Raw genomic sequence first — 22,711 nt, 5'->3', positions numbered from 1 at the left:
CCATTCAGCACGCGTTTTGCCCGCATCACGGCAAGCGTTCAAATATGTCGCGTTAGTGTGAAAGAACGCACATTTTCCGCGCTGCGCGATGACTCGGCACGCAATTTCCTGCAGGGCAGGCAACGTCGCGATCACACCTGCCGGTGGCGGAAACAACCCGTCAGATGGTCGTTGACCATCCCTGTGGCCTGCAGCAGCGCGTAGCAGATGGTGCTGCCGACGAAGCGGAAGCCGCGCTTTTTCAGCGCCTTGCTCATGCGGTCGGACTGCTCGGTGCTGACCGGCACCTCGGCGCGGTCGCGCCAGCGGTTGCGCAGCGTCCTGCCGCCGACGAACGACCACAAATAGACGTCCAGACTGCCAAACTCGCCAATCACCCGCTGCGCGGCGACCGCGTTGTCGCGGACGGCCGAGATCTTCAGCCGGTTGCGGATGACGCCGGGATCGAGCAGCAGCCGTTCCAGCTCGCGGTCGCCCATCGCGGCGACCCGGTCGATCTCGAAGCGGTGGAAGGCCTTGCGGTAGTTCTCGCGCTTGGCCAGCACGGTGCGCCAGGACAAGCCGGCCTGGGCGCCTTCGAGGCAGAGGAACTCGAACAGGGCGCGGTCGTCGTGCAGCGGCACGCCCCACTCGGTGTCGTGGTAGTCGCGCATCAGCGCGTCGCTGCCGGTGGCCCAGTGGCAGCGCGACGGCTCGGTGGTCGTGGTCATCATGGCTGGCGAATGGTCGAAAGGGGCGCCACAAGCTAACCCACGCCGCTAGACTTGTCGCCTCTCCCCGGCCCGGCTTCCCATGTCTCCCTCGCCATCACGCGGCGCCCTGATCGCGCTGCTCGCCACCATCCTGATCTGGGCCTACAGCTGGGTGGTGATGAAACAGGTGCTGGCGTACGCGGGGCCGTTCCATTTCGCCGCGTTGCGCTACCTGCTCGGTGCGGCGGTGCTGTTCGCCGCACTGCTCTTGACGCGGCAGTCGCTGCGGCCGCCGCCGCTGGGACCGACGCTGCTGATCGGCCTGTGCCAGACCGCCGCGTTCCAGGGGCTGGAACAATGGGCGCTGCTCGGCGGCGGCGCCGGCCACGTGGCGCTGCTGGCCTACACCATGCCGTTCTGGGCCGTGCTGCTGGCGTGGCTGCTGCTGGGCGACCGCCCCACCCAGCGGCACTGGCTGGGGCTGGCGCTGGCCGCGTTCGGACTGGTGTGCATCATCGAACCATGGCACGACATGGGCAGCGTACTGAGCACCACCCTGGCGATCGCCGGCGGCGTCGCCTGGGCTGCCGGCACGGTACTCAGCAAGCGACTGTTCCACCGGCATGCACCGTCGGTGCTCAGCCTCACCGCCTGGCAGATGCTGCTGGGCGGCATTGCGCTCGGCGGTGCCGCGCTGGCGGTGCCGGAGCGCGCGATCGAGTGGAACTGGATCTTCATCGGCGGGCTGACCTACAGCGTGCTGCTGGCCTCCAGCCTGGCCTGGTGGCTGTGGTCGATCGTGCTGCAGCGGCTGCCGACCACGGTGGCCAGCGTGTCCAGCCTGGGCGTGCCGATCGTCAGCGTGCTGCTGGCCTGGCTGATCCTGCACGAGCGGCCGTCGCCGATGGAGGGGCTCGGCATCGTGTTCGTGCTGCTGGGACTTGCCGCGGTCAGCGGCGTGGGCGCGCGCCGGCGCAGCCGAGCCGGTTCGGGCTGAGCCGGTTCAGCCTGCGGACCCGGCAGCGGCGATAGAATGCGCCCCTACCGGATTCGCAGAAAAGCCGATGTTCGATCTCTCCCTGTGGTGGGCTCACCTGGTCAGCTGGCTGAGCGGCCATGCCGTGGTGCCGGTGCTGGATGCGCTGCGTCTGGACGGACTGACCGGCGACCCGCGCGACATCGCCGCCGCGCTGCTGATCGCCGCGCTGCAGATCGCCATCATCGGCTTCGTGTTCCGGCCGCTGGAGACCTTCTTCCCGGCGGAAAAGTGGGCGGACCGCAAGCTCACCCTGGTGGACCGCAACTACACGCTGCTGATGCTGCTGGGCATCTTCCCGCTGTTCACCTACCTGGTGCTGATGCCGTTCAGCCACCTGTTCGGCGGCGCCGACCCCGGCGCCACGGGCACCGGCTCGCCGCTGGCGCTGAAGGCGCTGGTGCCGTGGTTCAACGACCATCCGTATACGCTGTTCGCGGTGTACTACGTGGTCTACGACTTCACGTACTACTGGATGCACCGCACCCAGCACGCGCTGCCGTGGTGGTGGGCACTGCACAGCATGCACCACAGCACGCGCCAGATGAACTGCTGGACCAACGACCGCGGCAGCCTGGTGGACGGCTTCATCCAGTCGATGATCCTCGCCACGGTGGGCCTGGCGATCGGCGTGGACCCGGACGAGTTCGCCTGGCTGATGCTGATCGGCGAGCTGGTGCAGAACTTCTCGCACACCAACACCCGCGTCGGCTTCGGCCGGATGTTCCAGCGCGTGTTCGTCGACCCGCGCTTCCATCGCCTGCACCACATGCTGGTGGATCCGGAGCGGCCCGGCCTGCACAACTGCAACTTCGGCCAGGTGCTGTCGGTATGGGACGTGCTGTTCGGCACCGCGCTGTACGGCGAGCCGGCGCGCCCCACCGGCGTGGGCGATCCGGTGGTGGACGCCGACAACAACTACGGCCTGGTCGGCCTGCACTGGGCCGCGCTGAGGCGCTTCTGGGGCGCGGTGCGCACGCTGGACGGCTGGAAGCCGGGCGAGGTGGCGTTCGATCCGGTGAGCTATCGCCCGATCCCGGTGGCCCAGCTCGACCTGCACGCGCTGGCGCACCACCTGCCGGGCGGCAGCGCCCACCCCGCCCCGGCCGGAGTGGCCGCGGGCAACGCGGCCATCGAGGAATCCGCCACGGCCTGAGCGCCCGGATTCACCACGGCAGCGCGTCGAGATCCACGTTGCCGCCGGTCAGCACCAGGCCCACGCGGCGGCCGGCGAAGCGCTCGCGCTGCTGCAGCACCGCCGCCAGCACGGTGGCGCTGGACACTTCCACCACCTGCTTCAGCTCCGACCACAACAGGCGCATCGCGGCGACGGTTTCCGCGTCGCTGACGGTGATCGCTTCCACGCGGTGCGTGCGCAGCGCGTCGAGATTGCGCTCGCCGACCAGCGCGCGCAGGCCGTCGCAGACCGTGTCGGGCACCACGCGGGTGACCCGGCTGCCCTGCGCCAGCGAGCGCGCCGCATCGTCGGCACCGAGCGGCTCCGCGCCGAACAGCGCCAGCGCCGGGTCGACGCCGTGCGCGGCGATCGCCACGCCGCTGGCCAGGCCGCCGCCGCCGACCGGGGTGACCAGCGCGTCCAGCCCCGGCACCTGCTGCAGCAGCTCCAGCGCGAGGGTGCCCTGGCCCGCCATCACGCGGGTGTCGGCATACGGGTGCACCAGCTCGGCGCCGGTGGCGCGCTGCACCTCGGCGCACTTCGCCTCGCGCGCGGCCTGGGTCGGCGCGCAGCGGTGCAGCACCGCGCCGGCGCGCTCGATCGCCTCGAGCTTGGCGCGCACCGCGCCTTCCGGCACCACCACGTGCGCGGCGATGCCGCGGGTGGCGGCGGCCAGCGCCAGCGCGTTGCCGTGGTTGCCGGAGGAGTGGGTGACCACGCCGCGCGCGGCCTGCCCGTCGCTGAGCGACCACACCGCGTTGCAGGCGCCGCGGAACTTGAACGCGCCGCCGCGCTGCAGGTTCTCGCACTTGAAGTGCAGCTCTGCGCCGCTCAGGGCGTCCAGCATTGCACTGCGCAGCACCGGCGTGACACTGGCGTACGGCGCGATCCGCGCGGCGGCGTCGAGAATCTGCGCGAAATCGGGCAAGGCATCCATCACGAAACGATCTCCACGCCACAACGGAAGCGGCGCTCGGCGCCGGGTTCGAGCCGGACCGCCGCCGCGCACTCGGGCCGGTTGAACGCGTCGGCCATGCACTCCATCGGCTCCAGCGCGACCGCGCGCCGCGCATCGCGGCTCACCGTGTCGGCGGTGAACGCGTGCAGCACGCCGCGCTCCTGCCACACCGCGATGCCGAAGCCGCTGGCGGGGTCGCGCAGGCGGGTGCGGACGCGTCCGTCGGCATCGGCTTCGAGGTCGGTATAGCCCTGATCGATGATGCTGTCGCCGATCCGCCGCGGCTCGCGGAAATCCAGCGCCGGCGCATCGTCCAGCGCCACGTACGCTTCCGTCCCGTCCAGCGCGATCAGGTCGGCGCCGGTGCGAATCAGGGTCTGCGCGGGAATCTGCAGCTGCCAGTCGTCGACCTCGCCGTCGGCCACGCGGAAATACGGATGCCAGCCGAAGAAACACGGCGCAGCGCGATCACCAACATTGCGCATGCATGCCTCAAGGGTGAGGCCGCCGTCATCCAGGGTGAACGTCACGGCGAGGTCGATCGCATGCGGGTAGCCGGGCTGCGGGCGGATCGCGCGGGTGGCCAGGGTGGCCTGCGCGCGGCCGTCGTCCGCGTCCAGCGCCGCGATGTCGAAATCCACGTCGCGCACGAAGCCATGCCGACTGGCCCGCGCGGCGCCGGTCACGCCGGGCTGCAGATCCTGCAGTTGGCCATCGAAGCGGTAGCGCGCATCGGCGATGCGCCCGGCGAACGGCGCCATGATCGCGAAGCGCGAGCCCGCGCGGGCGGCGACTTCGGCCGCATCGCGGTAGCCGTCGGCGAGATCGCGCGCGACTCCGGCAACGTTCGCCTCGAAGCTGAGCAGGGCCGCTCCGCGTCGCGCGATGCGCACGCGCCGGCCGGCGCCGGCCTCGGCCAGCACCACGATTTCCCGCTCGCCGAGACGGTCATGTCCGGCGGCATATCGCGTCGCATCCACGGGGGTTCTCCGGCGGCTGAAACACCCCATGTTACCCTGACCAGTCCCCATTCCTCCGTGTTCTCCCCCCATGCATGCACTGCCGCAACCAGCCACTTCGGGCCTGATCCGCCTCCGCGACTACCGCGCGCCCGCCTGGCGGGTCGAGGCGGTCGAGCTGGAGGTCGACCTCGGCATCGACGCCAGCGAAGTGCTGGCGCGCCTGCAGCTGCGCCGAGACCCCGCGCAGGACACGCCGCTGCGGCTGGACGGCGAGGGCCTGCAGCTGCTGTCGATCGCGCTCGACGGCAGGCCGTTGCCCGCCAGCGCGTACCGCTACGACGGCAGCGTGCTGGAAGTGGACGGCGCCCGCGACGGCAGCGTGCTGGAGACCCGCGTGCGGCTGCGCCCGGCGGCGAACACCGCGCTGGAGGGCCTGTACCTGTCAGGCTCGCGCGAGACCGGCTTCCTGCTGACCCAGTGCGAGGCCGAAGGCTTCCGCCACATCACCTTCTTCGCCGACCGGCCCGACGTGCTGTCGCGCTACACGATCACCCTGCGCGCCGACCGCACCCGCTTCCCGGTGCTGCTGGCCGGCGGCAACCCGGACGGCGCCGGCGAGCTGGAGGGCGGCCGGCACTGGGCGCGCTTCGTCGACCCGCATCCCAAGCCAAGCTACCTGTTCGCCCTGGTCGCCGGCCGTCTGGAAGTGATCGAGCGCGACTACGTCACCGCCGACGGCCGCGCGGTCACGCTGAAGATCTGGGCCGAGGCCGACGCGATCGGGCGCTGCCACTACGCGATGGATGCGCTGGAGCGCGCGATGCGCTGGGACGAGCAGGCCTACGGCCGCAACTACGACCTCGACGTGTTCCACGTGGTCGCCACCCACGACTTCAACATGGGCGCGATGGAGAACAAGGGCCTCAACATCTTCAACGCGAAGTGCCTGCTGGCCGCGCCCGACTCGACCACCGACGAGGAGTACCGTCACGTCGAGGCGGTGGTGGCGCACGAGTACTTCCACAACTGGAGCGGCAACCGCGTCACCTGCCGCGACTGGTTCCAGCTCAGCCTGAAGGAAGGACTCACGGTGTTCCGCGAGCAGAGCTTCTCGGCCGACATGAACTCGGCGCCGCTGAAACGGATCGAGGACGTCGCCCTGCTGCGTCGCGCGCAGTTCCCCGAGGACGCCGGCCCTCTGGCGCACCCGGTGCGTCCGGCGCAGTACAGCGAGATCAACAACTTCTACACCGCCACGGTGTACGAGAAGGGCGCCGAGCTGGTGCGCATGCTGGCCGGCGCGCTGGGCCGGGACGGCTTCCGCCGCGGCATGGACCGCTACTTCGAGCGCAACGACGGCCGCGCCGCCACGTTGGAGGATTTCCTCGGCGCGCTGGGCGAGGCGAACGGCACCGATCTCACGCCCTACCTCGCCTGGTACGCCCAGGCCGGCACGCCGCGGCTGAAGGCGCAGGGCCGCTACGACGCGGCCAACCACACCTACACGCTGACGCTGGCCCAGCACATGGCCGGCGTAGCCGCGACCGAAGCCCGGCCGCCGTTGCCGATCCCGGTGAAGCTGGCGCTGTTCGCGCCGCACGGCGGCATGCTGCCGCTGCATCTGGACGGCCAGACGTCCAAATCCGTCACCGAGCAGGTGGTGGTGCTGGACCGGGCCGAGCGGAGCTTCGTCTTTACCAACGTCGCCACCGCGCCGGTACCGTCGCTGCTGCGCGGCTTCTCCGCGCCGGTGATCCTGGAATGCGACTACACGCCGGACGAACTGGCGCTGCTGCTGGCCCACGACGTCGACGGCTTCAACCGCTGGGAGGCGGGCCAGCAGCTGGCCACGCGCGCCTACGAGAACCTGCGCGACGGCAGCGACGACACCGCCCTGCAAGCCTGGTGCGATGCACAGGCCCGGCTGTTCGGCAACGCCGTCATCGACGACGCGTTGCTGGCCGACCTGCTCACCCCGCCGGGCGAGATCGAGCTGGCCGAACGCGAAACCGCGATCGACCCGCAGCGCATCCATCAATTGCGCCAGGAATTGCAGCGGCGGCTGGCCGAGCGGCTGGGCGCGGAAGCCTTGCGCCGACGGTATGCCGCGCTGGCCGCGCACACCGGTATCGAGCTCGACGCATCGAGCCAGGCGCGCCGCCGACTGAAGCGCCGCATGCTGGAACTGCTCGCCCTGGTCGACCACGCCGGTGCCGGCGAACTGGCCGCCGCCCAGTACCGCGACGCGCCTGGCATGACCGACCGGCTGGCCGCGCTGGCCGTGCTGGTGCGCAACGACGCGCCGCAGGCCGCCGCGGCGCTGCGCGACTACCGCGAGCGCCACGCCGGCAACGCGCTGGCGCTGGACAAGTGGTTCGCGGTGCAGGTGCAGTTGCCGGGCGAGCCGGCGCTGGAGCGCGTGCGGATGCTGGAGCGCGATGCCGCGTTCACGCTGAAGAACCCGAACCGGGTGCAATCACTGCTGGGCGCGTTCGTGCGCAACAACCCCAGCGGCTTCCACCGCATCGACGGCGCCGGCTACCGCCTGCTGGCCGAGCGGCTGGTGGCGCTGGATGCCCTGAACCCGCAGGTGGCGGCGCGGCTGGCCACGGCGTTCAATGGCTGGCAGCGGCTGGAGCCGCGGCGGCGCGAAGCGGCGCATGCGGCGATCGCGGAACTGGCCCGGCACCATGGACTCTCCCGCAACCTGGCCGAGATCGTCGACAGCGTGCTGAACCACTGAGCGGCCGCGGCGCCATCGGGCCGCTGCGCAGGCCCGTGGCGCCCCGCTCACCCATGCGGCGGATGGCCGGATTCAGACGGCCAGATGATCGAGGGCGTCGAGCAGGCTCTGCATGCGCGACTCCAGGTCCGGCTGCAGCGCGTTGCGCTCGCTCTCCTCGCGCCCGCCCAGACCCTCAATGGCCATCTCGACCTGGCCGAGTTCGACCAGCAGGTCGTGGTACGGATAAACCGGTTGGAAATCGCGGCTGGTGTCCATGGCGAACCCTCGCTAGGCTGACGAGGAAACGGATGCAACCGCCGTGCCATCTGTGACGTCCATCACGACCCGTCCGCGCTATTCATCACGCGACTGACGCAACACGTCATCAGCTGCCGCGATCGGGCAGAAAATCCCTTTTCAGTCACCCCATGTTCACGCATTCGCGGCGATTATCGCTTCCACGTTCCGCGGCAATACGGCGGTGCGCGCCAGCAGATTTCCGGTTTCTGGCGCTCGGCAATACGGTCATCCTGGATTCCCCCTGTTCCTGAGACCGCCGGGCGCCAGATCTACAAGCACGAGGCCCCGCGGCTGCCAAGCCGCGGGGCCTCGTCTTTGTGGCGTTTGCCGGATTCTCCGGCGGCACAAAATGGCGACGGCACCCCGAAGGGTGCCGTCTTGCTTCCTTTCCTGGTACGCGATCGAACCCCTGTCCGTCCGATCTCGGCGCGCGTGGTCGCGCAGCGTCTGCCCATGAAAGTGCTGACTTCCTTGAAGCAGGAAGCGTGCCAGTTGCCCGGATCAGCTCGCAAGACCTTGATGGCGCTACCATGGCGCCCCGTTTCGTCACTTTTTGCACGCCCAGGTCAGCCCGATGCGCCACCCGACCCACTACGACGTCATCGTGATCGGCGGCGGCCACGCCGGCACCGAGGCCGCGCTGGCCGCCGCGCGCGCCGGTGCGCGCACGCTGCTGCTCAGCCACAACATCGAGACGATCGGCCAGATGAGCTGCAACCCGGCGATCGGCGGCATCGGCAAGGGGCACCTGGTGAAGGAAATCGACGCGCTGGGCGGCGCGATGGCGCACGCGGCCGACCGCGCCGGCATCCAGTGGCGCACGCTGAACGCGTCGAAGGGCCCGGCCGTGCGCGCCACCCGCTGCCAGGCCGATCGCGCGCTGTACAAGGCGGCGATCCGCCGCATGGTGGAAACCCAGCCGAACCTCGAACTGTTCCAGCAGGCGGTGGACGACCTGGCCATCGAGGGCGGCCGCGTCTGCGGCGTGGTCACCCAGATGGGACTCTCGTTCGGCGCAACCTGCGTGGTGCTCACCGCCGGCACCTTCCTCGCCGGCAAGATCCACATCGGCCAGGCGCAGTACGCCGGCGGCCGCGCCGGCGATCCGCCGGCCAGCACGCTGGCGGCGAAACTGCGCGAGCTGCCGGTCGCCGCCGACCGCCTGAAGACCGGCACGCCGCCGCGTATCGACCGGCGCAGCATCGACTTCAGCGGACTGGAAGAGCAGCCCGGCGACGCGCCGGCACCGGTGTTCTCCTACCTCGGCGCGCGCGACGAGCACCCGCGCCAGGTCAGCTGCTGGATCACCCACACCAGCGAACGCACCCACCAGATCATCCGCGGCGCGCTGGACCGCTCGCCGCTGTACACCGGCCAGATCGAGGGCGTCGGCCCGCGCTACTGCCCCTCGATCGAGGACAAGGTGGTGCGCTTCGCCGAGAAATCATCGCACCAGATCTTCATCGAGCCGGAAGGGCTGGACACGTTCGAGATCTACCCGAACGGCATTTCCACCTCGCTGCCGTACGACGTGCAGCTTGCGCTGGTGCAGTCGATCAGGGGCTTCGAGCACGCCCACATCACCCGCCCCGGCTACGCGATCGAGTACGACTACTTCGACCCGCGCGGACTCCACCCGTGGCTGGAGACGAAGGCGATTACCGGCCTGTACTTCGCCGGCCAGATCAACGGCACCACCGGCTACGAGGAGGCCGCCGCGCAGGGCCTGGTCGCCGGCCTCAACGCCGCGCTGGCGGTGCAGGGCAAGGCGCCGTGGCATCCGCGTCGCGACGAGGCGTACATCGGCGTGCTGATCGACGACCTCACCAGCAACGGCACCATCGAGCCGTACCGCATGTTCACCTCGCGCGCCGAATACCGGCTGCACCTGCGCGAGGACAACGCCGACCTGCGCCTCACCGAAAAGGGTTTCGAGCTGGGCGTGGTGCCGCAGGTGCGCTTCGACGCGATGCGCGCCAAGCGCGACGCGGTCGAACGCGAACTGCAGCGCCTCGGCGCGTTGTGGGTGGCCCCGGCGAACGCACGCGGCGCGGCGGTCGAGCGCCGGCTCGGCATCGCGGTCAGCCGCGAGACCAGCGCCATCGACCTGCTGCGCCGGCCCGAGCTCGATTACGCCAAGCTCGCCGGCGTGCCCGAGCTGGGCCCGGCGGTCGAGCGCGACGACGTCGCCGCGCAGGTCGAGGTGCAGGCGAAGTACGCCGGCTATCTCGAGCGCCAGCGCGAGGAGATCGAGCGCCAGCGCCGGCACGAGCACCTGGCGATTCCCGCCGGCTTCGACTACGACAAGGTGCGCGGCCTGTCGGCCGAAGTGCTGCTGAAACTGAAGCGCGCGTTGCCGGCCACGGTCGGCCAGGCCGCGCGTGTCGGCGGCGTCACCCCTGCCGCGATTTCGCTGCTGCTGGTGCACCTGAAGCGCCGCGACGCCGCCTGAGCCGCCCGCGCGGCAATCCGCTCATGGCATCATGCGCACCTTGACCAACACGGGAACGCACGCATGGAAATCTGGATCGGCCGCGACGGCGAACGGCATGGCCCGTACAAGGAAGACGACGTGCGCCAGTGGCTGCGCAGCGGCCAGCTGAGCCCGGCGGACCTGGCCTGGCACGAAGGCCTCGCCGACTGGCAGCCGCTGTCGGTGCTGTTCCCCGACGCGGCCGCCGCGACGCCTGCCGCCGCCAACCCCTACGCCGCACCGGCCGTCCCCCTGCTGCCGCAGACCACCGCCGTCGCGCTGGAGGACCATGCCGGCTTCTGGAAGCGCGCGGCCGCCTACATCCTCGACGCGATCGTGCTGTACATCCCGCAGGTGCTGATCGAGAAAGCCTTCGGCGGCGATGCCGCCAAGGCGGCGCTGCAGCAGGCCACGCTCGACGCAGCCGGCAACGCCGACGCCATGATGGCGGCGAACATGCACTACTACTCCGCGATGTGGCCGGCCATGCTGCTGATCCTCGTGCTCGGCGTGCTGTATTTCGCCGTGTGCGAAAGCTCGGCCTGGCAGGGCACGCTGGGCAAGCTGGCGCTGGGCATCCGGGTCACCGACCTGGAAGGGCGCCGGATCAGCTTCCCGCGCGCACTCGGCCGCTACTTCGCCAAATTCCTCAGCGCCATCATCCTGGGCGTCGGCTTCCTGATGGTGGCATGGACCCAGCGCAAGCAGGGTCTGCACGACATGATCGCAGGCACGCTGGTGCTGAACGGCCGCGCCAGCGAGTTCAAGCCGAACCAGGCCGCGTCCGGCAACGGCAACTCGTTCAGCGCCTGATCCGGCGAGCCCCCATCACGGCGCCGCGGTCGATCCGCGGCGCCGTTCTCGTTTGTGCGACGGCGCGCCCGCAACCACTTGTTATTATCGACGGCTTGACCCTCTTCACCCGACGCCACGCACGGCCGCAAGGAATCGAAAGCCACTCATGCTCAGCATCGAACAACGCATTGCCAACGACATCGCCGCGAAGACCGAACAGGTGCGGGCGGCGATCGGCCTGCTCGACGGCGGCGCCACCGTGCCGTTCATCGCGCGCTACCGCAAGGAGGTCACCGGCGGCCTCGACGACACCCAGCTGCGCCTGCTGGAGGAACGCCTGCGCTACCTGCGCGAACTGGAAGAGCGCCGCGCCGCGATCCTGGCCAGCGTCGAGGAACAGGGCAAGCTCGGCGATGCGCTGAAGGCCGACCTGCTCGCCGCCGACACCAAGGCGCGGCTGGAGGATCTGTACCTGCCGTACAAGCCGAAGCGCCGCACCAAGGCACAGATCGCCCGCGAGGCCGGGCTGGAGCCGCTGGCGCTGGGCCTGCGCGAGGACCCCACGCGCGCGCCGGAAACGTTCGCCGAAGCCTTCGTCGATGCGGACAAGGGTGTCGCCGACGTGCGCGCCGCGCTGGACGGCGCCCGCGCGATCCTGATGGAGGCCATCGCCGAAGACGCGCACCTGGTCGGCGAGCTGCGCGACTGGCTGTGGGCGCAGGGGCAGATCCGCGCCAAGGTGGTCGAAGGCAAGGAGAGCGAAGGCGCCAAGTTCCGCGACTACTTCGACCACGTCGAGCCGATCGCGAAGATTCCCTCGCACCGCCTGCTGGCGCTGATGCGCGCGCGCAACGAGGGCGTGATCGAACTCGAACTCGCGCCCGCCGCGGACAGCGAGCAGGGCCACGCCGAGGGCGAGGGCCGCGTGGCCGCGCACGCGGGCATCCATGATCGCGGCCGCGCCGCGGACGCGTGGCTGCGCGAGGCGGTGCGCCTGACCTGGCGCGTGAAGCTGCACCTGCACCTCACGCTGGACCTGTTCGGCCGCGTGCGCGAAGGCGCCGAGGACGAGGCGATCCGCGTGTTCGGCGACAACCTGAAGGACCTGATGCTGGCCGCGCCGGCCGGCGCGAAGACGGTGATGGGGCTGGACCCCGGCATCCGTACCGGCTGCAAGGTCGCGGTGGTCGATGCCACCGGCAAGCTGCTCGCCACCGACACGATCTACCCGCACGAGCCGCGCCGGCAGTGGAACGAATCGCTGGTGTCGCTGGCGAAACTCTGCCGGCAGCACGGCGTGGACCTGATCGCGATCGGCAACGGCACCGCCTCGCGCGAGACCGACAAGCTGGCCGGCGAGCTGATCAGGAAGCTGCCCGAGGCGAAGCTGTCGAAGATCGTGGTGAGCGAGGCCGGCGCCTCGGTGTATTCGGCTTCCGAAACCGCGGCGAAGGAATTCCCCGCGCTCGACGTGAGCCTGCGCGGCGCCGTCTCGATCGCGCGCCGGCTGCAGGATCCGCTGGCCGAGCTGGTGAAGATCGAGCCGAAGGCGATCGGCGTGGGCCAGTACCAGCACGACGTCAACCAGGTGAAGCTGGCGCGCGCGCTGGACGCCAAGGTCGAGGACTGCGTCAACGCGGTGGGCGTGGACGTGAACACCGCTTCGGCCGCGCTGCTCTCGCGCGTGGCCGGCCTGTCGTCGTCGGTGGCCGAGAACGTGGTGAAGCACCGCGACGCGAACGGCCCGTTCCCGAACCGCAAGGCGCTGCTGAAGGTGCCGCGCCTCGGCGACAAGGCGTTCGAGCAGTGCGCCGGCTTCCTGCGCGTGCCGAACGGCGACAACCCGCTGGACGCCAGCGCGGTGCATCCGGAAGCCTACCCGGTGGTCGAGCGGATCATCGCGCAGTGCGGCCGCGAGGTGCGCCACATCATCGGCGACAGCGGCTTCCTGCGTGGCCTCAAGCCCGAGCAGTTCACCGACGACAAGTTCGGCGTGCCGACCGTACGCGACATCCTCAAGGAACTGGAGAAGCCCGGCCGCGATCCGCGCCCGGCGTTCGTCGCCCCGAGCTTCGCCGAGGGCGTCGAGGACGTGAAGGACCTCAAGCCCGGCATGATCCTCGAAGGCCGCGTCACCAACGTGGCCGCGTTCGGCGCGTTCGTCGACATCGGCGTGCACCAGGACGGCCTGGTCCACGTCTCCGCGCTGTCCCACACCTTCGTCAAGGATCCGCGCGACGCGGTGAAGGCCGGCGACATCGTCAAGGTCAAGGTGATGGAGGTGGACCTGCCGCGCCAGCGCATCGGCCTCAGCATGCGGCTGGACGACGAACCGGGCCGGGCGCGCGGCGGCCGGCCGGGCAGCGGCGATGCCCACGGCGGCCAGCGCGACGGTCGCGGCCCGCGCCCGGGCGGCACCGCCCCGAAGCCCGCGCCCATCCCGGCCAACAGTGCGTTCGCCGATGCGCTGACGCGCGCGATCAAGCGCTGAACCCGCCGCGCAGCCTCGCGCACGGCGGCGATGCACTGCAGCATGCGGTTCCGTATGGAATGCCGTAACGTAACATCCAGCTAACAGGATCATCCCGGTCCAGGAGTGTCAGCATGCTACGTACCCGCCATCTGGCTGGCGCCATCGCCACCGCCCTGCTGTTCAGCACGGCCGCTGCGGCCGCCGATTTCAGCAACGTCATCGTCTTCGGCGACAGCCTCAGCGACGGCGGCAACATCTCGCTGGCCTCCGCGCCCGGCATCCAGCCACCGCTGCGCTTCACCACCAATCCGGGCCTCACCGCGGCGGAAAACGTGGCAGCGGGCCTCGGCTTCACGCTGAAGCCGTCGGTCGCCGGCGGCACCGACTTCGCCTGGGGCGGCGCCGGCTTCGTCAACAACGTGGCCGCCGTGCCGACCATCCCGCAACAGCTGCAGATGTACCTGGGCGCGAGCGGCGGCAAGGCCGACTCCCGTGCCCTGTACCAGGTCTGGGGCGGGGCGAACGACATCTTCTACCTGAGCGGCGCGCTGACCGACCCGAACGCGATCGCCGCCGGCGCCGTCAAGGCGGCACAGACCGAACTCGGCCTGCTCAACGGCCTGCAGGCCGCCGGCGCGAAGTACGTGGTGGTCTACAACCTGCCCAATCTCGGCTTGACCCCGTCGGCCGCCGCCGGCGGCCCCGCCGCACAGGCCGGGGCCACCCAGCTCGCCGTGCTCTACAACGGCGTGCTCAGCAGCGGCCTCGGCCAGCTCAGCGGCAACGGCCTGAACGTGATCCCGGTGAACACCTACGCGCTGCTCAACGAGGTGGTCGCCAACCCGTCCGCCTACGGTCTCAGCAACGTCACCGCCCCGGCCTGCGGCGCCGGCTCCAGCTCGGTGCAATGCGGCCCGCAGGGCTCGGGCCTGCCGTACACCTATGCGCCGGGCACCAACCAGACCTACCTGTTCGCCGACGGCGTGCACCCGACCGCCGCCGTCCACGCGATGCTCGGCCAGTACGTGCTCGCGACGATCCACGCGCCGGAGCAGATCTCGATGCTCGGCGAGGCGCCGCTGTCGTCCACCACCGTGCAGGGCCGCGTGGTGCGCAAGCAGATGCTGATGGACAGCACCGGCGGCGAGACCCGCGCCTTCGTCAACATCGACTACGGCATGCAGCGCTTCGATGCCAGCAACAGCTCGCCGAAGACCCGCAGCGACAACTTCAACCTCACCCTCGGCGCGGACGCCCGCGCGAGCGACAACCTCTCGGCCGGCCTCGCGCTCGGCATCGGCCGCAACAACGCCGATTTCTCCGGCGGCCGCGGCGGCTACACGATGCAGGACATCAGCGCGCTGGGCTATCTCACCTACCACGTCGGCGGCGGCTACATCGGCGGTTACGCGGATTTCGGCCAATCCAATTTCAAGAACATCAATCGCCACATCGACGTCGGTACGGCCCGGCGCACCGAAAGCGGCAAGACCGATGGCACGCACCTGGGCGGCGGCCTCACCGGCGGCTGGTGGTTCGACGTGAGCAGCCTGCGCACCGGCCCGTTCGCCACCGTCGAGTGGCAGACCGTCAAGGTCAGCGGCTACAACGAGAGCGGCAACGACAGCAGCGCGATGTGGTTCGGACGGCAGCAGCGCGACGCGCTGATCGCCACCCTCGGCTGGCGCCTGCAGGGCGACTGGAACGTCGGCAACACCGTGCTTTCGCCGTTCGCCGAGCTGGCGTGGAACCACGACGACAAGGCCGGTCCGCGCATGGTCAGCGCCGGCCTGAACAGCATGAACGGCACGTTCGCCCTGCCCGGCTTCACGCCGGACCGGAACTGGGGTTCGGTCGACCTCGGCCTGTCCGCCAAGCTGACCCCGAGCGTCACCAGCTGGATCGGCTACAACGGCCGCTTCAGCGACGGCAGCCAGAAGTACAACAGCTTCAACATGGGCTTCAAGGTCATGTTCTGAGCCGGCCGACCCGCAACGAAAAAGCCGCCGGGAAACCGGCGGCTTTTTGTTGTCCGGAGGTCAGGACGGCTTACTTGTTCTTGCCGCCGGTGGCCAGGCTGAGAATCTCCATGGCCTGCTTCCTCATGGTCGCCGCGGCGGCGTCATCCAGCGCCTGCACGCCGCTGCCGGCCTGGTGCTGCTTCAGCACCAGCGAGCCGTCCTCGCTCCAGCCCGCACGATCGGTCGCGCTCGGCTTGCCATCGCGGCTGGCCTTGGTCTCCTGCACGATCACCCACGGGTTGCCGTTCTTGTACGCGTAGTCGGTGCTGGTGTAGCCCTTGTCGCCGTAGTCGACTTCCTCGCGGATGAACTTCACCTCGCCAGCCTGGCGGAACAGCTGCCAGCCGCGCGAGTCGTTGCTCTCCAGCTTGGTGCCGTGGCTGATCTTCATGCCGCCGAGCTGCGCCTTCACTTCATTGAACCCGGCCATCAGCTTCTCGCTGGGCGTCTGCTCGGCGGCCAGTTCGATCGCCACGCCGTCGTTCTTGCTACCCTTGGCCAGCACTGGCGCCTGGATCGGCATCACGTACTTGCGATCGCCGTCGGTGAGGGTTGCCTGGATCACGTACAGGTCGCTCGACTTCACCTCGGCCGGGTTGAAGGTCAGCGTGAACGACTGCGGGAAGGTACCGGCCGGTGCCGTCTTGCTGGCCAGCGGGGCGGAACCCACGGCGGTGGACGAGACGTCGACCAGGTTCACCACCAGGGTGGCCTTGTCCGAAGGCGTCGGCGAGCCGGCGCGCAGCGAGATCGTGCCGCTTACCTGGCTGGGCACCTGGGCGGTCGCGCCGGCCGTGTTGGCGGACGCGGGCGCCTTGGACTCCGCCGGCTGCGTCGAGTTGGACGCGTTGTTGCAGCCAGCCAGCGCCAGTGCAGCAACGGACATCAGCGACAAAAACGTCTTGCGCATGGGAAACCTCAAATCTGGGTGAAAACAAGCACGAGATCGTTCAGGCGCTCTGCGCCACGACATCTACGCGGGGGAAGTTTCTAGCATAGCCCAAAAATGGCGACACGGAAAAGTCAACCCATCCGATGGCCTGCCATGCGCCGGCGTACGCAACGCGCGACGCCGCCCGCGGGCAGGCCGGGTCAGCGGCGGCGCAAGGCCAGGTGCGCGATGTCGCGGCGGCAGAATGCGCCGTCGTAGCGGATGCGGCCGATCGCGGCGTAGGCACTCTCGCGTGCCGCGGCCAGGTCGCCGCCCAGCGCACACACGGTCAGCACGCGGCCTCCGGCGGTGACCGTGCGGCCCTGCCCGTCGAGGCGGGTACCGGCGTGGAACACCTTCACCTCGGCATCCATCGGCGCGTCGAGGCCCTCGACCACGTCGCCCATGCGCACCCGGCCCGGATAGCCGCCGGCCGCCATGACCACGCCGATCGCCGGGCGCGCATCCCAGCGCGCCGCGGTCTGCGCCAGCCGGCCGTCCAGCGCCGCGTCGATCAGTTCGACCAGGTCCGATTTCAGGCGCAGCATGATCGGCTGGGTTTCCGGATCGCCGAAGCGCACATTGAACTCGATCACCTTCGGCGCGCCCGACTTGTCGATCATCAGGCCGGCGTAGAGGAAGCCGATGAAGGGCGCGCCCTCGGCCGCCATGCCGCGCAGGGTCGGCTCGATCACTTCCTCGAGGATCCGCCGCTCGACTTCCGGCGTGACCACCGGTGCCGGCGAATACGCGCCCATGCCGCCGGTGTTCGGGCCGAGGTCGCCCTCGTCGCGGCGCTTGTGGTCCTGGCTGGAAGCCATCGGCAGCGCGTGCTGGCCGTCGCTCATCACGATGTAGCTGGCTTCCTCGCCGTCGAGGAATTCCTCGACCACCACCCGCGCCGAGGCGTCACCGAAGGCGTGCGCGCCGAGCATGTCGTGCAGCGCCAGCTCCGCATCGGCCGGGGTCAGCGCCACCACCACGCCCTTGCCGGCGGCAAGGCCGTCGGCCTTGATCACGATCGGCGCGCCATGCTTGCGCACGTAGGCCAGCGCCGGAGCCAGTTCGGTGAACACCGCGTAGTGCGCAGTGGGAATGTTGTGCCGCTGCAGGAAATCCTTGGCGAACGCCTTGGAGCCCTCCAGCTGCGCGGCAATCGCACGGGGCCCGAAGATGCGCAGGCCGGCGGCACGGAACTTGTCGACCACGCCGGCCACCAGCGGCACCTCGGGGCCGACCACGGTCAGGCCGACCTTCTCGCGCCGGGCCAGCTGCAACAGGCCGTCGATGTCGTTCATCGCGACGTCGGCATTGCGCATCTTGGGCTCGCGCGCGGTGCCGGCGTTGCCGGGCGCCACGATCACCTCGTCGACCTGCGGCGACTGCCTGAGCTTCCACGCCAGCGCGTGCTCGCGCCCGCCGCCGCCGATGACCAGAACCTTCATGCCTGCACTCCGGGAATTCGCGCACCGCCACGCGGCGCAGTCGCGCATTGTAGCGGCTGCGCCGCACCGCCCGCGAAACCGCGGCGCGCTCAGTCGTGCCGGTGCAGCAGCTCCAGCAGCGCCGCGCGCGGCAGCTTGCCGGTCTCGTTGCGCGGCAGCGCCGGCACCAGTTTCAGCGGGCGCGGCAGGAACAGCGGGTCGATCGCGCGGCGCAGCGCATCGAGGATGGCGTGCTCGTCCAGCCCCGGCGCGACCGCCAGCGCGGCGATCCGGTGCACGCCCAGCGCATCGCCGTCACCGAGCTGGAACACCACGCCGTCCTGCACGCCGGGAATCGCCAGCAGGCGCCGGGTGAGGTCGCCCAGCGAGGCGCGCTTGCCGGCGATCTCCAGCATGTCGGCATGGCGGCCGCGCAGGCGGAAGCGGCGCCCGTCGCGGGACAGGCTGACGATGTCGGCCAGGGTGACCGGCGTGGCCAGTTGCGGTGCCTCCACCATCGTGCCGTCCGGCTGCGGATGCAGGCTGGCACCGTCGTACAGCGACCAGTCCTCGTCCACGGTGGGGCGACGGCTGGCGAACACGCAGGTCTCGGTGGAGCCGAACACTTCCAGCAGCGGTGCGCCGAACCGCCGTTCGGCGGCCTGCGCCAGCTCCACCGGCAGCGGCGCGGTGGCCGACAGCATGGCGGCGACCGGCGGCAGCGCGATGCCGGAGTCGACCAGCGCACGCAGGTGCACCGGCGTGGTCACCAGCACGCGCGGCACCGGCACCTCGGCCAGCGCAGCGGCCACGTCGGCCGGAAAGAACGGCCGCCCGGCATGCACGCCTACGCCACCCAGCAGCGGCAGCAGCACCGACATCTCCATGCCGTACATGTGCTGCGGCGGCACCGTGGCGACCACTTCGAAATGCGCACCGGCAGCGCCACGCAGCATCGCCAGGTTGCCGGCGTTGCTGGCGTGGAAGCTGGCCCAGGTCTTCGGGTTCGCGTTGGGCGTACCGGTGGAACCGGAGGTGTAGCCCACCGCCACCACCTGGCCGGCCGCGATCGACGGCCACGCCGCATCGAGCTCGAGCGGCGACGCGGCTTCCAGCGGCGGCAGCTGCCGGTAGCCCCGCGGGGCCGGATCGAGCGCCTGCTCGCCCAGCGCGTAGCAGCCCGGATGCGCCGCCATCACCTCGTCCACCGCCTGCGGTGCGCGCGAGGACGGCAGCAGGTTGGCCTGGCCGCGCAGCGCGATGGCGCAGAACGCGACCAGGAACGCGTAGCGGTCCTCGCACAGGTTCACCGCGGCGGTCGCGGTCGGCAGCACGGCGGCCACGGCGCGCACCTGCGCCAGGAAGCGCGCGGCATCGACCGGGGCGCCACTGCGCCAGGCCACGATCCGCGCGGGATCGACCGCGCCCAGCAGCGGCAGCCGCGACGGCGCCTCGCGCTGGTAGGTGTCGTAAACGATGGCCAAACTGCGGTCTCCCTGATCTTCGATTCGTCACGGCCGGCAGCATCGCGCCATACGATGAACGGCGGCATGAACGGCTGCCGCCGACGTCTTACGGCGGTTCAGCTGACGCATGGGCCTGAGCGCTCCCCCGAGCGCTCAGGCGCGGATGATAGCGCCCGATAGCGCATCGCGGATCACCGTGGGGCTGGCCTGGCCGCCCAGCGGGGCATCCAGCAGGCCGTCCAGCGCGTCATCGAAATAGTCCGCCACGGTCTGCGCCGCGCGCGCCGGCGGCCGGCCATGCGGGTTCGCGCTGGTCGACACCAGCGCACCGCCGAACGCGCGGCACAGCGCGGCGGCGGGCTCGTGCGCGGTGACCCGCAGCGCGATGCCGGCATGCGCGCCGGCGACCCAGGCCGGCACCGCGGCCGAGCGCGGGAAGACCCAGGTATGCGGGCCGGGCCAGCTCGCGCGCACCTGCGCGAGCACCTCGCCCGGCACCGCCGCCAATTCGATGTAGCGCTCGACCTGGGCGAAATCCGCGGCGATCAGCAGCACGCCCTGGGTCGCCGGGCGCTGCTTCAGCGCGAACACGCGCGCGAACGCGGCCTGGTCGTGCGGGTCGCAGCCGAGCCCGAACACCGCTTCGGTGGGATAGGCCAATACGCCGCCGCCATGCAGCAGCGCGGCGGCGGCATCGACCTCGGCGAGCGTGAAGCGCTGCAGCACTCAGGCCTCGGCCTTGCCGCCGGCGGGCTTCTTCGCGACGGCCTTTTTCGTGGCGGCCTTCTTCGCGGCCGTCTTCTTCGCCGCGGCTTTCTTCGCCGGCGCCTTCTTGGCAGGAGCCTTCTTCGCCGGCGCGGCCTTTTTCGCGGCCGCTTTCTTCACGGCGGTCTTCTTGCCGAAGCGGCCCTTGCGCACCGGCGCGGCGGCGAGCAGTTCCAGGCACTGCGCCTCGGTCAGTTCCTTCGGCTCCTGCTCCTTCGGGATGCGCGCGTTCTTCTCGCCGTCGGTGATGTAGGCGCCGTAGCGGCCGTTGAGCACCTGCACGCCGTTGCCGAAGTCGAGGATGACGCGGTTGGCCAGCATCTCGATTTTTTCCTGCACGATCTGCACCGCGCGCGGCAATTCGATCGTGTACGGATCGTCCTCGGGCTTGAGCGAGGCGTAGGTGCTGCCCTGCTTCACGAACGGGCCGAAGCGGCCGACGCCGACGCTCACCTCGTCGCCGTTGTCGGCCTGGCCCAGCTTGCGCGGCAGTTTGAACAGCTCCAGCGCCTCGGCCAGGGTGATGGTGTGCATGCTCTGCCCGCCGCGCAGGCTGGCGAACTGCAGCTTCTCGTCCTGGTCCTTGTCGCCGATCTGCGCGTACGGCCCGTAGCGGCCCAGCCGCACCGAGACCGGCTTGCCGGTCTTCGGGTCGCTGCCCAGCTCGCGCGCGCCGGTGGCCTCGCTGCGGTCGACCGATTCGGTCTTCTCGTCCACCTGCTGCTTGAACGGCTGCCAGAAGCGCTCCATCAGCGGCACCCAGGCTTCCTCGCCGCGGCTGACCGCATCGAGTTCGTCCTCCATCTTCGCGGTGAAGTCGTAGTCGACGTAGCGGGTGAAGTGCTGGGTGAGGAACTTGCTGACCGCGCGGCCGACGTCGCTGGGCTTGAAGCGGCGGCTGTCGAGGAACACGTACTCGCGGTTCTGCAGCACCTGGATGATGCTGGCGTAGGTCGACGGCCGGCCGATGCCGTGCTCTTCCAGCGCCTTGACCAGGCTCGCCTCGGAGTAGCGCGGCGGCGGCTCGGTGAAGTGCTGGTCGGCGACGATCTCGTGCAGCGGCACCGCTTCGCCCTTCTCCAGCCGCGGCAGCCGGCGGCCTTCGTCGTCGTCCTCGGCGCTCTTCTGGTCGCGGCCCTCCTCGTACACGGCAAGGAAGCCGGGGTCGACCACGGTGGTGCCGCTGGCGCGGAACGCGGCGTCGCCGCCGGCCACGTCGCGCACGGCGAATTCCGCGGTGACGGTGTTCAGCGTGGCGTGGATCATCTGGCAGGCGACGGTGCGCTTCCAGATCAGTTCGTACAGCTTGCGCTGGTCGTCGTTGAGGAAGGACGCCACCGATTTCGGCGTGTGCAGCGCCGAGGTCGGGCGGATCGCCTCGTGCGCTTCCTGCGCGTTCTTCGACTTGGTCTTGTACACCTGCGGCGCATCCGGCAGCGCCTGGCCGCCGAAATCGCGCGCGATCAGCTGGCGCAGCTCGGCCACGGCGTCGTCGCCGAGCATGGTGGAGTCGGTACGCATGTAGGTGATCAGGCCGACGTTGCCCTCGCTGCCCAGCGCCACGCCTTCGTACAGGCCCTGCGCCACCTTCATCGTGCGGCTGGTGGTGAAGCCGAGCTTGCGCGCGGCCTCCTGCTGCAGGGTGGAGGTGGTGAACGGCGCGGCCGGGCGGCGCTTGCGTTCCTTCGAGCTGACCTCGCTGACCGTGAGGCGGCCGCGCGCGGCCTGCTTCAAGGCGTCGCGGGCGGCTTGCGCGTCGGCCTCGTTGGTGAGGTCGAACTGCTCGAACTTCTTGCCGTTGAGCTTGGAGAGGCGCGCGCTGAAATCGCCGTCAACGTGTTTCAGCTGTGCCTCGATGGTCCAGTATTCGCGCGCCTTGAACGCCTCGATCTCTTCCTCGCGCTCGACGATCATGCGCAGCGCCGGCGACTGCACGCGGCCGGCGGAGAGGCCGCGCTGCACCTTGCGCCACAGCACCGGCGACAGGTTGAAGCCGACCAGGTAGTCCAGCGCGCGGCGGGCCTGCTGCGCATCGACCAGGTCGTGCGACAGCTGGCGCGGCGCGGCCACCGCGGCCTTGATCGCCTTGGGCGTGATCTCGGAGAACACCACCCGGTGCAGCTGCTTGCCCTTGGTCAGGCCGCGCTCCTTCAGGATCTCGCTGATATGCCAGCTGATCGCCTCGCCCTCGCGATCCAAGTCGGTCGCCAGGTAGATGTCGTCGGCCAGCTTCGCCGCCTTGGCGATCGCGTCCACGTGTTTCTCGTTGCGCTCGATCACCTCGTAGGCCATCGCGAAATCGTGCTCGGTGTCGACCGCGCCCTCCTTCGGCTTCAGGTCACGCACGTGACCGTAGGAGGCAAGTACCTGGAAGTCCTTGCCGAGGTATTTGTTGATCGTCTTGGCCTTGGCCGGCGATTCGACGATGAGCAGGTTTTTTGCCATGAAACAGGGTATCCAGAGGTGAACCACCGGCGCTTCCGTGCCGGGCATATATATAGTTGAAACCACGC

Annotated in this window: 16 protein-coding genes; 7 read left to right on the top strand and 9 right to left on the bottom strand. The window is 70.1% G+C overall.

Annotation, left to right across the window (positions count from 1 at the left end):
• Positions 1 to 131: 131 nt before the first annotated feature.
• Positions 132 to 710 carry a DNA-3-methyladenine glycosylase I gene (locus AC3WRN_RS13045; protein ID WP_492623348.1) on the bottom strand — a complete coding sequence of 193 codons (579 nt, stop codon included), beginning with the start codon at positions 708 to 710 and terminating at the stop codon, positions 132 to 134.
• An 82-nt stretch (positions 711 to 792) separates the two neighbouring features.
• Here AC3WRN_RS13045 and AC3WRN_RS13040 point away from each other — a divergent pair, with 82 nt between their 5' ends.
• Together AC3WRN_RS13040 and AC3WRN_RS13035 are read left to right on the top strand one after the other, a co-directional pair.
• Entirely contained in the window at positions 793 to 1,689 is an 897-nt protein-coding gene (locus tag AC3WRN_RS13040) for a DMT family transporter (RefSeq protein ID WP_492623296.1), read from the top strand.
• 67 nt (positions 1,690 to 1,756) lie between these two features.
• A complete protein-coding gene (locus AC3WRN_RS13035) occupies positions 1,757 to 2,884 on the top strand; it encodes a sterol desaturase family protein (RefSeq protein ID WP_492623295.1) in 1,128 nt (375 codons plus the stop codon).
• 10 nt (positions 2,885 to 2,894) lie between these two features.
• Here AC3WRN_RS13035 and AC3WRN_RS13030 read toward each other — a convergent pair whose 3' ends face one another.
• Together AC3WRN_RS13030 and AC3WRN_RS13025 are read right to left on the bottom strand one after the other, a co-directional pair.
• Positions 2,895 to 3,842: a pyridoxal-phosphate dependent enzyme gene (locus AC3WRN_RS13030; RefSeq protein WP_492623294.1), complete on the bottom strand. Its 948-nt coding sequence runs from the start codon at positions 3,840 to 3,842 to the stop codon at positions 2,895 to 2,897.
• Positions 3,842 to 4,843: an aldose 1-epimerase gene (locus AC3WRN_RS13025; protein WP_492623293.1), complete on the bottom strand. Its 1,002-nt coding sequence runs from the start codon at positions 4,841 to 4,843 to the stop codon at positions 3,842 to 3,844. The genes AC3WRN_RS13030 and AC3WRN_RS13025 overlap by 1 nt, the downstream gene beginning before the upstream one ends.
• 70 nt (positions 4,844 to 4,913) lie before the next feature.
• On the opposite strand from AC3WRN_RS13025, the gene pepN reads away from it, so the two are divergent.
• Positions 4,914 to 7,568: an aminopeptidase N gene (gene pepN, locus AC3WRN_RS13020; RefSeq protein WP_492623292.1), complete on the top strand. Its 2,655-nt coding sequence runs from the start codon at positions 4,914 to 4,916 to the stop codon at positions 7,566 to 7,568.
• Between the two features lie 72 nt (positions 7,569 to 7,640).
• On the opposite strand, the gene AC3WRN_RS13015 is transcribed toward pepN, so the two are convergent.
• The gene (locus tag AC3WRN_RS13015) at positions 7,641 to 7,826 is read right to left on the bottom strand and encodes a hypothetical protein (RefSeq protein WP_492623291.1); all 186 of its coding nucleotides are present in this window, start codon (positions 7,824 to 7,826) and stop codon (positions 7,641 to 7,643) included.
• A 598-nt stretch (positions 7,827 to 8,424) separates the two neighbouring features.
• Between AC3WRN_RS13015 and mnmG the strand changes: the two genes are divergently transcribed.
• The 4 genes from mnmG to AC3WRN_RS12995 all read left to right on the top strand — a co-directional run bounded on the left by mnmG (position 8,425) and on the right by AC3WRN_RS12995 (position 15,570).
• Positions 8,425 to 10,302 (top strand): tRNA uridine-5-carboxymethylaminomethyl(34) synthesis enzyme MnmG, encoded by a 1,878-nt coding sequence (mnmG, locus tag AC3WRN_RS13010; RefSeq protein WP_492623290.1) that lies wholly within the window; start codon positions 8,425 to 8,427, stop codon positions 10,300 to 10,302.
• Positions 10,303 to 10,365: 63 nt separating this feature from the next.
• Complete coding sequence (locus tag AC3WRN_RS13005) at positions 10,366 to 11,136, top strand: RDD family protein (RefSeq protein WP_068094394.1); 771 nt, start codon at positions 10,366 to 10,368, stop codon at positions 11,134 to 11,136.
• Between the two features lie 148 nt (positions 11,137 to 11,284).
• Positions 11,285 to 13,609, top strand: coding sequence for a Tex family protein (locus tag AC3WRN_RS13000; protein ID WP_492623289.1), 2,325 nt, complete (start codon positions 11,285 to 11,287; stop codon positions 13,607 to 13,609).
• Positions 13,610 to 13,722: 113 nt separating this feature from the next.
• Complete coding sequence (locus AC3WRN_RS12995) at positions 13,723 to 15,570, top strand: autotransporter outer membrane beta-barrel domain-containing protein (RefSeq protein ID WP_492623288.1); 1,848 nt, start codon at positions 13,723 to 13,725, stop codon at positions 15,568 to 15,570.
• A gap of 70 nt (positions 15,571 to 15,640) precedes the next feature.
• Here the strand turns inward: AC3WRN_RS12995 and AC3WRN_RS12990 are convergent, their stop codons facing one another.
• The 5 genes from AC3WRN_RS12990 to AC3WRN_RS12970 all read right to left on the bottom strand — a co-directional run bounded on the left by AC3WRN_RS12990 (position 15,641) and on the right by AC3WRN_RS12970 (position 22,643).
• On the bottom strand, positions 15,641 to 16,522 hold the full coding sequence (locus tag AC3WRN_RS12990; protein ID WP_492623287.1) for a YbaY family lipoprotein: 882 nt from the start codon (positions 16,520 to 16,522) through the stop codon (positions 15,641 to 15,643).
• A gap of 182 nt (positions 16,523 to 16,704) precedes the next feature.
• Positions 16,705 to 17,988 (bottom strand): phosphoribosylamine--glycine ligase, encoded by a 1,284-nt coding sequence (gene purD / locus AC3WRN_RS12985; protein ID WP_492623286.1) that lies wholly within the window; start codon positions 17,986 to 17,988, stop codon positions 16,705 to 16,707.
• Positions 17,989 to 18,077: 89 nt separating this feature from the next.
• On the bottom strand, positions 18,078 to 19,451 hold the full coding sequence (locus tag AC3WRN_RS12980; RefSeq protein ID WP_492623285.1) for an AMP-binding protein: 1,374 nt from the start codon (positions 19,449 to 19,451) through the stop codon (positions 18,078 to 18,080).
• A 135-nt stretch (positions 19,452 to 19,586) separates the two neighbouring features.
• Positions 19,587 to 20,159 (bottom strand): L-threonylcarbamoyladenylate synthase type 1 TsaC, encoded by a 573-nt coding sequence (tsaC, locus tag AC3WRN_RS12975; protein WP_492623284.1) that lies wholly within the window; start codon positions 20,157 to 20,159, stop codon positions 19,587 to 19,589.
• On the bottom strand, positions 20,160 to 22,643 hold the full coding sequence (locus tag AC3WRN_RS12970; RefSeq protein ID WP_492623283.1) for a DNA topoisomerase I: 2,484 nt from the start codon (positions 22,641 to 22,643) through the stop codon (positions 20,160 to 20,162).
• Positions 22,644 to 22,711 lie beyond the last annotated feature (68 nt).

Source organism: Rhodanobacter sp. FW101-FHT13A11, assembly GCF_058790335.1.
Note: the sequence above shows the minus strand (reverse complement) of the source record. Positions and strands in the feature narration are given on the sequence as shown.

Excerpts from the sequence above, each read along its gene's own strand:
- AC3WRN_RS13045 (WP_492623348.1), bottom strand. The coding sequence starts at position 710 with ATGACCACGACCACCGAGCCGTCGCGCTGCCACTGGGCCACCGGCAGC.
- AC3WRN_RS13040 (WP_492623296.1), top strand. The coding sequence starts at position 793 with ATGTCTCCCTCGCCATCACGCGGCGCCCTGATCGCGCTGCTCGCCACC.
- AC3WRN_RS13035 (WP_492623295.1), top strand. The coding sequence starts at position 1,757 with ATGTTCGATCTCTCCCTGTGGTGGGCTCACCTGGTCAGCTGGCTGAGC.
- AC3WRN_RS13030 (WP_492623294.1), bottom strand. The coding sequence starts at position 3,842 with ATGGATGCCTTGCCCGATTTCGCGCAGATTCTCGACGCCGCCGCGCGG.
- pepN (WP_492623292.1), top strand. The coding sequence starts at position 4,914 with ATGCATGCACTGCCGCAACCAGCCACTTCGGGCCTGATCCGCCTCCGC.
- AC3WRN_RS13015 (WP_492623291.1), bottom strand. The coding sequence starts at position 7,826 with ATGGACACCAGCCGCGATTTCCAACCGGTTTATCCGTACCACGACCTG.
- mnmG (WP_492623290.1), top strand. The coding sequence starts at position 8,425 with ATGCGCCACCCGACCCACTACGACGTCATCGTGATCGGCGGCGGCCAC.
- AC3WRN_RS13005 (WP_068094394.1), top strand. The coding sequence starts at position 10,366 with ATGGAAATCTGGATCGGCCGCGACGGCGAACGGCATGGCCCGTACAAG.
- AC3WRN_RS13000 (WP_492623289.1), top strand. The coding sequence starts at position 11,285 with ATGCTCAGCATCGAACAACGCATTGCCAACGACATCGCCGCGAAGACC.
- AC3WRN_RS12995 (WP_492623288.1), top strand. The coding sequence starts at position 13,723 with ATGCTACGTACCCGCCATCTGGCTGGCGCCATCGCCACCGCCCTGCTG.
- AC3WRN_RS12990 (WP_492623287.1), bottom strand. The coding sequence starts at position 16,522 with ATGCGCAAGACGTTTTTGTCGCTGATGTCCGTTGCTGCACTGGCGCTG.
- purD (WP_492623286.1), bottom strand. The coding sequence starts at position 17,988 with ATGAAGGTTCTGGTCATCGGCGGCGGCGGGCGCGAGCACGCGCTGGCG.
- AC3WRN_RS12970 (WP_492623283.1), bottom strand. The coding sequence starts at position 22,643 with ATGGCAAAAAACCTGCTCATCGTCGAATCGCCGGCCAAGGCCAAGACG.